The sequence below is a fragment of the Vreelandella neptunia genome (assembly GCF_034479615.1).
GTDB classification, from domain to species: domain Bacteria; phylum Pseudomonadota; class Gammaproteobacteria; order Pseudomonadales; family Halomonadaceae; genus Vreelandella; species Vreelandella neptunia.
Window position 1 is genome coordinate 3,404,464 of sequence record NZ_CP140255.1, and the last position, 12,775, is coordinate 3,417,238.

A 12,775-nucleotide genomic window follows, 5' to 3' on the forward strand; every position below is an offset into this window, starting at 1 on the left:
ACTATGTCATCCCTACCTTCTGGCGATAAGGTGACGCCTTGGTATAAACAGTTTTGGCCGTGGTTTTTAATCGGCATTCTGCTCTCGTCCATTATGTTTAGCATTACTTTTGCCGTTATGTCGGTTAAGAGCTTCGATGGCATGGTTGTTCAGGAGGATTATTACAAGCATGGTAAAGCCATCAATATGGTACTTGCCAAGCAAGACCGTGCCCGAGAGTTAAACCTAAGCGCAGATTTACGCCTTGATCCGCTTACCAGCGACATTGTGATTGATTTAAGCGGCGATGCGCGACCGGACAGACTTTATTTAGATCTTATCTTCCCGACCGAAGATGACCGTGATCAATCCTTTGTACTTGAGCATGTCCGCGATGGGCGCTATATCACCCAAGGCCCTGACAACCTGCGTTACCGCTGGTATCTACAGATTCAACCCGCGCTGGAAAATGCCGATTGGCGCCTTACCGGTGAGGCTACGTTCCCCGATGAAAACAGCGTCGCGCTAATGCCAGGAGGGCGTACAGAAAGCGAATGAGCGATGTAACGGATGTAACGACTCCTGCGCCCTGCTATCACTGTGGTAACCCGGTGCCCGCTGGGGCTCCCTGGTCGATTACCCTTGATGATCATGCCCATCCGCTCTGCTGCCCTGGCTGCGAGGCAGTGGCTCATGCCATCGTCGACGGTGGTTTAGAAAGTTACTACCGCTACCGCACCGAACTGCCCGAACGTCCGGATGAGCGCCAGGCTGCCAAGGCCGATACCTGGTCGGTGTTTGACGACCCCGGCCTGCAGGCGCAGTTTGTTCACCCCGACGGCGATGAGGGCAATGTCAAAGCGACCCTCGCCATCGAAGGCATTACCTGTGCCGCCTGTGCCTGGCTGATCGAACACCGTTTAAATGCTTTAACAGGGATTGCCTCCAGCGCGGTGAATTTAACCCACCACCGCCTGCGAGTGAGCTGGGATCCCCAGCAATTGAAACTCTCGCAACTACTGGCAGAACTGGCCGCCATTGGCTACGACGCCCAGCCCTACGAGCCAGATCAGGCTCAGACGCGCATGCAGCATGAAGAGCGTATGAACGTGCGTCGGCTGATCATCGCCGCTGTCGGCATGATGCAGGTGATGATGTTCTCTATCCCGATCTATGTCTCCGGCCCCGGTGAAATCAGCGACGACTTCTACGCGCTGTTTCACTGGCTCTCCTTTGCCCTGGCCACACCGGTGGTGTTTTTTTCCGCCCAGCCGTTTTTCCGCAACGCCCTGCGCGACCTGCGCACCGGCGTACTGGGCATGGACGTACCGGTCTCGTTAGCCATTGGTGGCGCTTATCTTGCTAGCAGCTATGCCGTGCTATTCGACGTCGGCGAGGTCTATTTTGACTCGGTGGCCATGTTCACCTTTTTTTTGCTGTTTGGCCGCTACGTGGAAGGCCGTGCCAGACGCCGCAGCGGGCATAGCGGCAATGCGCTGAGCGGCGTGCTGCCAATTTCGGCCACGCGATTAGAAAGCGATGGCAGCGAGCGTATTCTGCCCGCCAGCGAACTCTCTCCCGGTGATCGCGTATTGATCAAGCCCGGTCATGACGTGCCCGCAGATGGCATCATTGAGGAGGGCGAATCGAGCCTGGACGAATCGATGTTGACCGGTGAATACCTACCGATAACCCGCCGAGTGGGCGACCCGATTACCGGCGGTAGCCAAAACATGGAAAACCCACTGGTCATCAGGGTGACCCACGCCGGGCGCGATGCCCGTGTCGCGGGTATCGTCGATCTTACCGACCGTGCCTTTGCCAGCCGCCCTAGGCTTGCCCAGATGGCTGCGCGTATGGCGCACCTATTCGTGCTGCGCCTGCTAGTGGTCACAGCCTGCGTGACTATCGCCTGGTGGTTTATCGACCCCTCACGGATGCTCTGGGTGCTACTTTCGGTGCTGGTGGTAACCTGCCCCTGCGCGCTGGCGCTGGCCACCCCAGCAGCACTGACCGCCGGTCACGGCCAACTGCGTAAGCGCGGCGTATTGATCACCCGCGCCGATGCTATGGAGACGCTCTCTAACGTGACCCGGGTGATCTTTGATAAAACCGGCACCCTAACCCGCGGCGAAATGCACCTTACCCAAATCCAGCCCTTTGGTGAATTAACCGCCGAGCGTGCACGGGCCATTGCCGCCGCCCTTGAAGCCCACTCGGAACACCCGATCGCCCGCGCCTTTCGGCCATTCCGGGAGGCTACCCTGCAAGCCAAAGATATTCACAGCCACACAGGGCAAGGGCTAGAAGGGAGCCTAAACGGCGCTCGTTGGCGGTTGGGCAAGCCCAGGTTTGCAATAAATGGCGCAATGGATAGCGCAATAAATGGCGCCGTGGATGACGTCATAGCGGCGCCTGCCAAAGGCCAGTGGCTGCTGCTTAGCGAAAACGGTGCGCCCCGCGCCTGGTTCGGCTTGCACGACGGCGTCCGCGATGACGCTGCGGCAACGATCAAAGCCCTCCAGGCCCTGGGGTTAAGCGTTGAGCTGCTCTCTGGCGATACCCAGGATGCCGTGGAAAGCTTGGCCAACCAACTTGATATTGCCACCTGGCATGCGGGCACCAGCCCGGAAGGCAAGCTAGCCCGGATAAAAGAGCTCCAAGCCGCAGGCGAAACCGTGGTGATGATTGGTGACGGCATTAACGACGTGCCGGTGTTAGCCGGAGCCGATGTGGCGATTGCCATGAATGGCGCAACTGACCTAGCCCGCACCCGCGCGGACGCGGTACTACTCAGCCCGCGCCTGATGCGAATTTTTGAGGCTATCGAGATTTCCCGCGCCACCCGGCGTATCATGCGCCAGAATATGATTTGGTCAGTGTGTTACAACTTTTCGGCGCTGCCGCTGGCAGCAATGGGGCTGGTGCCGCCCTGGCTAGCCGCGATTGGTATGTCGCTTAGTTCGTTAGTGGTAGTGGGTAATGCGCTGCGACTGTCTCGCTGGCGCACCCAGCCCGCGCCAGCGCTCGACACTTCAACACCGGTAACCGCATGACGATTCTATACCTGCTCATTCCACTCTCGCTGATTTTGCTCGGCCTGGCCGTCTGGGCGTTTTTCTGGGCGGTGAAAAATGATCAGTTCGACGACTTAGAAGGTCCGGCGCACCGGATTCTATTTGATGAGGATGAAAACGACCTCAGCCCCGAGCAGCGCCGCCAGCGTCAGCAAACCAAGCAAAAAAACGCTGCGCCAGCCGATGCAAACTCACCCGACGACCCAGAGCCCCGTTCATGAATCCGACGGGGCTCGATCTGCCGCCGCTCATGGCGGCGTTTGTGTTCGGCTTGATGGGTGGCGCCCACTGTATCGGCATGTGTGGCGGCATTATGAGTGCGCTCACCTTTGCAGTACCCCCTAGCATGCGCCACCCGGCACGCATGGGGGGCCTGCTGCTCAGCTATAACGCAGGCCGTATTATTAGCTATATGAGCGCAGGCGCGCTGGTGGCGCTGCTAGGCACGCTGTTTTCCCTTTCTGCTACGGCACGCCTGCTGCTGCAGATATTTGCCGCGCTGATGCTGATCTTAATGGCACTGTATATCGCCAACTGGTGGAAAGGGCTGCTCAAAATTGAGGCCGTAGGCCGCCGCCTATGGCGCTTTATTGAGCCCGTGGGGCGTCGCTTAATGCCCGTGGTGCACCTTCCCCAAGCCTTTGCCCTGGGGGCACTCTGGGGCTGGCTCCCCTGTGGTTTGGTCTACTCCATGCTGGCCTGGAGCCTGGCGATTGCCGACCCGCTTCAGGGCGCGCTACTCATGGGCGCCTTTGGGCTTGGCACCCTGCCTGCACTACTTGCCACTGGCCTCGCTGCCCGCCAACTCAGTCATTTGATACGTCACCCCGCGACCCGCAGTGTGGCAGCGCTGACAATTATCGCTTTTGCGCTGTGGCAGCTGTGGACACTCACCGCACACAATCTCTAATAGCATGACGTGGCTCAACCTTTACGCCTTCGTCGCGGGTTAGGCTAGCGGCATTTCCTAACGTCGGAGCGCCCCTTCATGCCCGTTCATGCCCCCGCTGCATTGCCTCTTGCACCCGCAGCTGCCGCAGCCCCTATGCAGCCGGTGTGGGATGAAGCGTTACTGCGCCGCTACGACACCAGCGGCCCACGCTACACCTCCTACCCCACGGCACTGTCGTTTCACGAGCAATTTACCCCTAGCAACCTGACCCAGGCGCTGGAGCGTAGCAATGCCAGCAAGCGATCGCTCTCGCTGTATGTTCACGTGCCCTTCTGCCGCAAAATCTGCTTCTACTGCGCGTGTAATAAAATCGCAACCAAAAACACCGCCCTGGCCGAGCCCTATATAGCCCGGCTTGACCGTGAAATGGTGCTGACCGCACGCCACTTGGATACATCACGACCGGTGGAGCAGCTGCATTGGGGCGGCGGTACGCCGACGTTTCTCAGCTTGAACCAGATGGGCGACCTGATTGATCGCCTGGATGCCCGCTTTGGCCTTTCGTCGTCGACTGATCGCGATTACGCGATTGAAATAGATCCTCGCGAAGCGGATGTGTTTACGCTGCGCCATCTCGAATCCCTCGGCTTTAATCGCATTAGCCTGGGCGTGCAGGATTTAAACCCTCTGGTGCAGAAAGCGATTAATCGCATTCAACCTCGGGTACTTACCGAAACGCTGATGGATGAGGCGCATCGTTTGGGCTTTCGCTCGCTCAATCTCGATCTAATTTACGGTTTGCCATTTCAGACTGAAAAAAGCTTTGCCGACACGCTACGCCAGGTGATCGAGCTCAACCCGGCGCGCCTTTCAGTGTTTAATTACGCACATATGCCCGAGCGCTTTGCCCCGCAGCGGCGTATTAATGTCGATGACTTGCCGGGTGGCGATGAGAAACTGGCGATTCTGCGCACCACCATCGAAATGCTCACCGCAGCAGGCTATGTGCATATTGGTATGGATCACTTTGCCCGACCTGACGATAGCTTGGCTATTGCTCAGCGCGAAGGCTCGCTACAGCGTAACTTTCAAGGCTACTCCAGCCACGCTCAGTGCGACTTAATCGGGCTTGGCGTTTCGGCGATTTCACGCATTGATGACGTCTATGCGCAGAACCCGAGCGATCTGGCAAGCTACGAAGCGGCGCTGGATAAGGGTCAACTCGCTACCGGGCGTGGCGTGCGGTTGAGTGATGACGACCTGATCCGGCGGGACGTGATTGAGCGGCTGATGTGCGATATGGGCATTGACCTGGCCGCCGTTAGCCAACGCTGGAACATCGATGCCCCCCGCTACTTTGCGCCAGCGCTTGAGCGCCTGCAGAGCGCCGAGCAGGATGGCCTGCTGACCCGCAGCGGCGACCAGCTTAACGCCACGCCGATGGGGCAGCTGCTGATTCGCCATATAGCGATGGCGTTCGATGCTCACCTGGCGCAGCAAACGGGCCAACGTTACTCAAAGATTGTTTAATCATCTTTAAGCAGGCATGCTAAAGCGACTACAATAGGTAAGGCTTTTCTAATTGATAAGCGGGATTCTCTCAAGGAGCAAAGCATGTTGGAACCCATGAGCCGTCGGCGCTCGCTACTCCATGAAGCTCGCTGCCAAACCTGCAGTTTGAGTTCACTGTGCCTGCCACTTGCCCTTGAGCTGGACGACGTGGGGCAGTTTGACGCCATTATTCGTCGTCGCGCGCCGCTGAAAAAAGGCGAACCGCTGTTTCGTCAGGGCGACGCCTTTACCAGCGTTTACGCTGTACGTTCGGGCAGTTTGAAGCAGACCAGCGCTGAAGGTAACGGCAGCGAACAGCTAACCAATTTCTACCTACCCAGTGAGCTGGTGGGACTGGATGGCATTGACGAAGAGCACTACCCCGGTAGCGTTATCGCCCTGGAAACCACCACCGTCTGTGAGATTCCTTTTGACCGCCTGGACTTACTCTCAGAAGAGTTGCCCGAACTGCGGGGCCAGCTGTATCGGAGCATGAGCAAAGAGTTGCGCGATGACCGACGCATGATGCGCCTACTCTCGCGCAAAACCGCCGATCAGCGGCTGGCCACCTTTTTGATTACCCTTTCGGACCGTTTTCGTCGCAGAGGCTATTCGCCTTACAGCTTTCGCCTCTCAATGCCCAGGGCTGATATCGGCAACTATCTGGGCCTCGCGGTTGAAACGGTCAGCCGCATACTAAGCCGCTTTCAGCAACAGAATGTGGTGGCGGTCTCCGGGCGAGAGGTCAACATTCTCGATATGCAGCGTTTGATTACCCTCGCCGAAGAGGAAGAGCAAACGGTTAGCTGACGTTATAGGCCTGGATGCGCCCTGCCAGCAGCTCTGCCTGCTTGGCCTCTAGACCTTCAAAATCGAAAAGGTTGCGGTCAGCCAACTGGGAAGGGGCAATGTTGGTGACGGCCTTGAACATGCTTTCCAGACGGCCAGGAAACTTTTTGTCCCACTCGGCGAGCATCTCTTTCACCACCTGGCGCTGCATATTAGGCTGTGAGCCGCAAAGATTGCAGGGGATAATCGGAAACGCCATCAGCCGCGAAAACTCGGCGATATCAGCCTCTTTGCAGTAGGCCAAGGGCCGAATAACGATATTTTTACCATCATCGGATAACAGCTTTGGCGGCATCGCTTTTAGATTGCCGCCAAAAAACATATTGAGAAACAGCGTTTCGAGAATATCTTCCCGGTGATGACCCAGGGCAATCTTATTGGCGCCTATCTCTTCAGCGAAACCATATAGCGAGCCGCGCCGCAGCCGTGAACAGAGCGCGCAGGTGGTTTTACCTTCGGGGGTTTTCTCTTTCACCACCGAGTAAGTATCGCGCTCGACAATGTGGTACTCCACGCCCTGCTTATCCAGATAAGCGGGCAGTACGTGTTCGGGAAAGCCCGGCTGTTTTTGATCCAGGTTGACCGCTACCAGCGAGAAATTGACCGGCGCATTGCGCTGCAAATTGCGCAAAATCTCCAGCATGGTGTAGCTGTCTTTTCCACCGGAGAGGCAGACCATCACGCGATCGCCTTCACTGATCATTTGGTAATCAATGATCGCATTGCCCACTTCTCGGCGCAGACGCTTTTGCAGCTTGTTAAATTCACGCTTCTGCTTCGCATCAGCCAGCTCAGGCTGGTCGTGCTCAGCGTCAGCTGGGGTGGCTCCAACCGTATTAAGGTGAGCAGGATCAAAGTGATCAAGAGTTTGCATGGTATAAGCACTGCCGAGGGTAGAAGGCGTGAGATAAAAAAGTAATAACTATTCTAACAACACTCACCGCCTGACCCAACTAATCAGACGTAGCCACACAAGATATCGCAATTGAAAATGACTATTTTGAACGCTGTACCATATCTCGGTGCGAGGGTAGCTTGGAGCGAGGGTCTTTTGTCATGGATGACAAAAGTAGCGCCCAGGGAGGGGTTCACAGCGCCCTCGCGGAAAGCTGCCCTCGCCACGATGAAGGAGACTACTATGCCACCTCCGCCATAATACGCTGCAGGCGCATATACAGCAGTGCGCTGGCGGTGGCCTCTCCAAGCACACTCTGCACGTCTATGGCGGGCACTTGCCAACACGCCAACGCCTGGGCGAAGCTGCTGGGCGCCTCGACCTCCGGGTGCAAACGCCGTAGCTGGCGCTGATGCAGTTTTGCCACATCGACCTGGGCGTTGGGCAGAGCAAAATTCAGCCGCTTAGTGAGAAGTGCATTTAACGCCCCGATGCGCTTCTCCAACTGCCAGCCAACGATGGGACGATTGCCGATAAATTCCACTAACGCGCCCAAGTTATCACTGCTTGGCGGCAGCACCGCCCCCGCCTCGCATAGCAAGTGATGACGGCGCAGCGTTGCACTTTCGGGCTGCTTCGTGCTGCCCAAGGTGATTACAAAGGCACGACTGGTATGCACCTGCTGCTGGCTCAGTACCACTGCTGCCAAGCTAATGATCGGTACGCAGGCCGTGGGAGTGACGGTGCAGGCAAGCGCCACCAGCTCCTCCCCCATATAGGGCTGAAACAGCCAGGCGTAGGGGGATTCTGCACAGCGTCGCCGGTCGCTTTCGCGACGTAGCAGGGTACGCAGAGAGCCGCTAAATAGCGCCACATGTCGATCTAACAGCCGCATTCCGCTCACGAATACTCCAAATGGTAACGATGGGAAAGCCGCTGCTTAAAGTCTTTGACAATATGCATCGCTTCACGCAAAAGATCGCGCTCCAGGGAAGAGAGGTTTTGCACTACAACACGGTTAGCGCGACTGCTGTTTTGGGAGCTAGCGTCCTGGGCACTGGCTTGAGCACCGACAGGCGTCTCCAACGCGGTTAGCTGCTGTTTAAGACGTAGCTCGGAAAACAGTGCCAACGCTTCGCCCAGGTCATCGGCAAAACGGCGATCCAACCGACCATCAGCAGCCAGTGCATCCAAACGATCAAACGTCGAGGTGGCTTTGATGCGCCGCTCAAGCGCCATGGTGCGCACGCCGTGAACGATAGGGAAAATACCGCCTTTCTTAATATCGATACCGTGCTGAGGCTTTTTTAGGGAGCCGAACAGCGTCAGAGGCGTCGAGAAACGTAGCGCCGTACGAGCAAAATAGGAAAGCAGCAGCTCATCGCCCGAACAGCGTTCAAATAACTCATCACGGACGCTTTCAAGCAGGCTGGGGTTGCCCGCTACGGCATGGGCATCGAGCATAATGGCCAGCTTCATCAGACTATCGCCATCACGCTCCCTGGCCCACTTGGCAATATTGCCTTTCCACTGGGATACCGTAGCCACCCACTCGGAATTAGACACCATAATATTGCCGGGGCACGGCGGGTAACCAAGCTGAATCAGGGTATCGGTGAGCGTCTGCATGTGGCTGGCAAGATCAGGCCACTGGGTGTCATCGGCAAGTATCAAGCCGTTATCCTGATCCGTTTTTAGAATCTGCTCACCGCGCCCTTCGCTGCCCATCACCATCATGCAGCTCTGCTCGTGGTAGCGCTCATCAATGGTGAACTCCCAGGCTTTACTTATAATACGGCCATTCAGTGCAGCGAGCAGATCCATTGCAAAGCGAAGCTTAACGCCCTGAGCCATCAGCGCTTTGACGAGCTCCGGCGTGCGCTGGCTGGCCGCCGAAAGCGCCTCCAAATTGGCCGCCTGCTCGACCTGCAGGCTCACCACATAGCTTCGGCTTGAGAAGTAGCTAAGCACGTCAGTGAGTTCTACAACGCCTTTCAAGGCGTTCTGCTCCATCACTACCACCCGCGAGACTTTATGGCGGGTCATTAGCACCAATACTTCAAATAAGTACTGATCCGGCGCCACGGTCACTAAATTAAAATGGGCGATCTCATCCACCGCTGATGTTACCGCGCTACCTTTCAACACTAACGCGTTGAGCAGATCGGTTTTTGTCACCATGCCAAGGATGTCCTGGGTCTCTACCAACAGGCTGTCGGCGTGGCTTTCTTTGAGCTGTTTTACAGCGCTGGCAATATCGGTCGCCGCCGCCATCAGCAGCGGCTCGCGCATACACTCGCTCACCTTTGCCAACATAAACCCCGCCATGGTGACACCACCTTCGGCGCGCTTTTCGGTCAACAGGCGCGCTTTATGGGTCAGCGACTGGCGAAAAAAATTGCTGAAATCAGGGTATTGGCGACACAACTGTTGAAACAGCGCTTTGGGTAGCAGGTAACAAAGACACTCCTGCTCAGCCTTAAAGCGGTAGCGGCTTTTACCATTGAGTATGCTGATCGCCCCAAACAGATCCCCCGCCGTGTAGTGGCCAATGCGTGATGTAGATGAGGGTAGCGTCGGATCAATTTCCGCCACTTCGCCTTTATGAATCAGAAAAACAAACTCACCCGCTTGCCCGGTCTCTAAAATGATTTCGTCACGGTCAAAATAGGCAAGGTCAATACCACGGCGAATGTGGTCACGCCCCTCATCATCAAGAAGCGTAAACGGCAACTGGGATAGATCCACATCGACCATGGGGTATAACCTCATTAAACGGGCTGCGACTAACCGGATCTTGCCTTATGGCGAGCTAGCAGACATAAGCAAAAATAAATAAACGTCGTGACTCGATACTGGCCCACATAAATTGGCCCACACCAGCGCTTCAAAAACTGTTGTCGATTATTATATGAAGGTGGCTGTACGGGTATAAAGGATTCACTTCCCAAGTAGCAAGTAGAACCTTGTTATACCTTTAGCTATCACGCTAAAGTCGAAGCGACTTTTGATACGCGACCAAAGTATCGACTCATACTAACCGTCACTCCCTATTAAACGCTGTGCATGTATTTAAAGTAGCCAATAACTGCTTTTATTTGCTTACTAGACTATCGTCCCATAGCCTTGCAAACACCTGCAAACTTCGCTTAAACAGCCTTTAAAAACTCATATTTTCAACGACATGCAGGTTGAACAAAGCCACTTAGCTGTTTATTGATACCAAAGTCTGGGATTTATTTTTTGACGTTTATTGCCCAGTATTAACAATGAGTCATGCAGGGTAATCGCACGTCGCTAACTAACTCGAAATTTCATATCGAATAATAAGGTGACGTGCCAAGAGAAGCTGACTCACCACTCCTAATGTTTGAGTGGCTTTAGACGTGCGATTGCCCTGATGGGTCACACGCTATTCCTCGTGAACTTTCCCAACCTTAAAAATCACAAGTGGAGAGCAACACAATGGCAGACGACAAAACCAATGCTGCTGAATACTGGAAAGCAAACGTCCGCTTAATTTTCGGATGCCTGGCTGTTTGGGCATTTGTGTCTTACGGATGCGCTATCCTTTTTCGCCCACTGCTCGCCGGCATTCCGGTTGGCGGCACTGATCTTGGCTTCTGGTTTGCACAACAGGGCTCTATCTTGACATTTATCGCGCTGATCTTCTTCTACGCCTGGAAGATGAATAAGCTCGATCAAAAATTTGGCCTTGGGGAGTAAGCCGGTATGAGCCAGTTTGCAATTAACTTACTGTTCGTCGGCGCCTCCTTTGCCTTGTATATAGGCATTGCTATTTGGGCGCGCGCCGGCTCAACGAAAGACTTCTATGTTGCCGGGGGCGGGGTTCACCCCATCACCAACGGCATGGCCACCGCAGCTGACTGGATGTCAGCGGCATCGTTTATTTCCATGGCGGGTCTGCTGGCCTCGGGTGGCTACGCCAACTCCACCTTCCTCATGGGCTGGACCGGTGGCTACGTTATCCTCGCGATGTTGTTAGCACCTTACCTGCGTAAGTTTGGTAAGTTCACCGTGCCTGACTTCATCGGTGACCGTTTCTACAGCAACACCGCTCGCCTCGTTGCGATCGTGTGCTTGATTGTGGCCTCGGTTACCTACGTTATCGGTCAAATGACCGGTGCGGGCGTGGCTTTCTCGCGCTTCCTTGAAGTCAGCAACACTTGGGGTATCTGGTTAGCAGCGCTGATCGTTTTCCTCTACGCCGTATTTGGCGGCATGAAAGGCATCACCTACACCCAGGTGGCCCAGTACATCGTTCTAATCATCGCTTACACCATTCCTGCGGTGTTTATTGCCTTCCAACTAACTGGCAACCCGATTCCGATGTTCGGTATGTTCAGTACCCACACAGAATCCGGCATGCCTTTACTGGCCAAGTTAAATGATGTGGTCAATGCACTTGGCTTCCGGGACTACACTGCTGACGTGGACAACAAGCTCAATATGGTGTTGTTCACCCTGTCGCTGATGGTCGGTACTGCCGGTCTACCCCACGTTATCATTCGCTTCTTCACCGTCCCGAAAGTCGCCGATGCGCGCTGGTCTGCAGGCTGGGCACTGGTATTCATTGCACTGCTCTACCTCACCGCTCCAGCGGTAGGTTCGATGGCGCGCCTTAACTTGGCGACAACCGTGTACCCAGAGATGGCTGGTCAGACTGAAAACTATGAAGAGGCGGCGCTAAACCCTATCCTGTACGAAGAGCGTCCAGATTGGGTTCGCACATGGGAAGAAACCGGCCTGATCAGCTTCAACGATCTCAACAACGATGGCCGTATTCAGCTATATAATGATTCTGCTGACTACTCGGATCGTGGCTGGGAAGGCAACGAACTAACCGTTAATAACGACATTCTGGTACTCGCCAACCCGGAAATTGCCAACTTGCCTGGCTGGGTTATTGGTTTGATCGCAGCAGGTGGTATCGCGGCGGCACTGTCTACCGCAGCAGGCTTGCTACTGGCGATCTCGTCGGCGATCAGTCACGACTTGATCAAAACCATGATCAATCCCAAGATCACCGAAAAAGGCGAGATGTTGGCGGCGCGAATCTCCATGGGCGGCGCGATATTGCTGGCCACTTACTTAGGGCTTAATCCGCCTGGGTTTGCGGCGCAAACGGTGGCGTTGGCCTTTGGTATCGCCGGTGCATCGCTGTTCCCGGCGCTTATGATGGGTATATTCTCTAAGCGGATGAACAGTTCAGGTGCGGTTGCCGGTATGCTGGCGGGCTTGATTTGTACTCTGCTTTACATCTTCACCTATCTGGGCTGGTTCTTCGTACCAGAGACCAATATGCTGGCCAACACGCCGGATAACTGGATCTTCGGTATCTCGCCGCTCTCATTCGGTGCCGTAGGTGCGATGATCAACTTCGCCGTTGCCTTCGCGGTTTCCAGAGTGACAGCTGCACCGCCGCAGGAAATTCAGGATCTGGTGGAAAGCGTTCGCTATCCGAAAGGTGCTGGCATGGCGATAGATCACTAAGTCATACTCCTTCCTGAC

General features: G+C 55.4%; 11 protein-coding genes. 8 read left to right on the forward strand and 3 right to left on the reverse strand.

Annotated features, from left to right (window positions below; translation table 11 throughout):
- Positions 1 to 3: 3 nt before the first annotated feature.
- The 6 genes from SR894_RS15895 (at position 4) to fnr (ending at position 6,309) form a co-directional block, all read left to right on the forward strand.
- On the forward strand, positions 4 to 537 hold the full coding sequence (locus tag SR894_RS15895) for a FixH family protein (RefSeq protein ID WP_223288074.1): 534 nt from the start codon (positions 4 to 6) through the stop codon (positions 535 to 537).
- Complete coding sequence (locus tag SR894_RS15900; RefSeq protein WP_223288075.1) at positions 534 to 3,035, forward strand: heavy metal translocating P-type ATPase; 2,502 nt, start codon at positions 534 to 536, stop codon at positions 3,033 to 3,035. Before SR894_RS15895 ends, SR894_RS15900 begins: the two co-directional genes overlap by 4 nt.
- Positions 3,032 to 3,277 carry a cbb3-type cytochrome oxidase assembly protein CcoS gene (gene ccoS, locus SR894_RS15905; protein ID WP_223288076.1) on the forward strand — a complete coding sequence of 82 codons (246 nt, stop codon included), beginning with the start codon at positions 3,032 to 3,034 and terminating at the stop codon, positions 3,275 to 3,277. The genes SR894_RS15900 and ccoS overlap by 4 nt, the downstream gene beginning before the upstream one ends.
- Positions 3,274 to 3,966, forward strand: coding sequence for a sulfite exporter TauE/SafE family protein (locus tag SR894_RS15910; RefSeq protein WP_223288077.1), 693 nt, complete (start codon positions 3,274 to 3,276; stop codon positions 3,964 to 3,966). Before ccoS ends, SR894_RS15910 begins: the two co-directional genes overlap by 4 nt.
- A 78-nt stretch (positions 3,967 to 4,044) precedes the next feature.
- Positions 4,045 to 5,478, forward strand: coding sequence for an oxygen-independent coproporphyrinogen III oxidase (hemN, locus tag SR894_RS15915; protein ID WP_223288078.1), 1,434 nt, complete (start codon positions 4,045 to 4,047; stop codon positions 5,476 to 5,478).
- Positions 5,479 to 5,562: 84 nt separating this feature from the next.
- On the forward strand, positions 5,563 to 6,309 hold the full coding sequence (gene fnr, locus SR894_RS15920) for a fumarate/nitrate reduction transcriptional regulator Fnr (RefSeq protein WP_133729747.1): 747 nt from the start codon (positions 5,563 to 5,565) through the stop codon (positions 6,307 to 6,309).
- Here the strand turns inward: fnr and ttcA are convergent.
- From ttcA to SR894_RS15935, 3 genes are all read right to left on the reverse strand, one after another.
- Positions 6,302 to 7,222 (reverse strand): tRNA 2-thiocytidine(32) synthetase TtcA, encoded by a 921-nt coding sequence (ttcA, locus tag SR894_RS15925; RefSeq protein ID WP_223288079.1) that lies wholly within the window; start codon positions 7,220 to 7,222, stop codon positions 6,302 to 6,304. The two genes, fnr and ttcA, sit on opposite strands and share 8 nt — an antisense overlap.
- Positions 7,223 to 7,484: 262 nt before the next feature.
- Positions 7,485 to 8,138 (reverse strand): 3'-5' exonuclease family protein, encoded by a 654-nt coding sequence (locus tag SR894_RS15930; RefSeq protein WP_223288134.1) that lies wholly within the window; start codon positions 8,136 to 8,138, stop codon positions 7,485 to 7,487.
- A gap of 5 nt (positions 8,139 to 8,143) precedes the next feature.
- Positions 8,144 to 10,000, reverse strand: a complete 1,857-nt coding sequence (locus tag SR894_RS15935; RefSeq protein ID WP_223288135.1) for a DUF294 nucleotidyltransferase-like domain-containing protein — start codon at positions 9,998 to 10,000, stop codon at positions 8,144 to 8,146.
- Positions 10,001 to 10,708: 708 nt separating this feature from the next.
- Here SR894_RS15935 and SR894_RS15940 point away from each other — a divergent pair.
- Positions 10,709 to 10,969: a DUF4212 domain-containing protein gene (locus SR894_RS15940; RefSeq protein WP_133732148.1), complete on the forward strand. Its 261-nt coding sequence runs from the start codon at positions 10,709 to 10,711 to the stop codon at positions 10,967 to 10,969.
- Positions 10,970 to 10,975: 6 nt separating this feature from the next.
- On the forward strand, positions 10,976 to 12,757 hold the full coding sequence (locus tag SR894_RS15945; RefSeq protein WP_223288080.1) for a sodium:solute symporter family protein: 1,782 nt from the start codon (positions 10,976 to 10,978) through the stop codon (positions 12,755 to 12,757).
- Positions 12,758 to 12,775 lie beyond the last annotated feature (18 nt).

What these genes read in the sequence shown, in the direction of transcription:
- SR894_RS15895 (WP_223288074.1), top strand. Translation starts at nt 4, where the DNA reads ATGTCATCCCTACCTTCTGGCGATAAGGTGACGCCTTGGTATAAACAG.
- SR894_RS15900 (WP_223288075.1), top strand. Translation starts at nt 534, where the DNA reads ATGAGCGATGTAACGGATGTAACGACTCCTGCGCCCTGCTATCACTGT.
- ccoS (WP_223288076.1), top strand. Translation starts at nt 3,032, where the DNA reads ATGACGATTCTATACCTGCTCATTCCACTCTCGCTGATTTTGCTCGGC.
- SR894_RS15910 (WP_223288077.1), top strand. Translation starts at nt 3,274, where the DNA reads ATGAATCCGACGGGGCTCGATCTGCCGCCGCTCATGGCGGCGTTTGTG.
- hemN (WP_223288078.1), top strand. Translation starts at nt 4,045, where the DNA reads ATGCCCGTTCATGCCCCCGCTGCATTGCCTCTTGCACCCGCAGCTGCC.
- fnr (WP_133729747.1), top strand. Translation starts at nt 5,563, where the DNA reads ATGTTGGAACCCATGAGCCGTCGGCGCTCGCTACTCCATGAAGCTCGC.
- ttcA (WP_223288079.1), bottom strand. Translation starts at nt 7,222, where the DNA reads ATGCAAACTCTTGATCACTTTGATCCTGCTCACCTTAATACGGTTGGA.
- SR894_RS15930 (WP_223288134.1), bottom strand. Translation starts at nt 8,138, where the DNA reads ATGCGGCTGTTAGATCGACATGTGGCGCTATTTAGCGGCTCTCTGCGT.
- SR894_RS15935 (WP_223288135.1), bottom strand. Translation starts at nt 10,000, where the DNA reads ATGGTCGATGTGGATCTATCCCAGTTGCCGTTTACGCTTCTTGATGAT.
- SR894_RS15940 (WP_133732148.1), top strand. Translation starts at nt 10,709, where the DNA reads ATGGCAGACGACAAAACCAATGCTGCTGAATACTGGAAAGCAAACGTC.
- SR894_RS15945 (WP_223288080.1), top strand. Translation starts at nt 10,976, where the DNA reads ATGAGCCAGTTTGCAATTAACTTACTGTTCGTCGGCGCCTCCTTTGCC.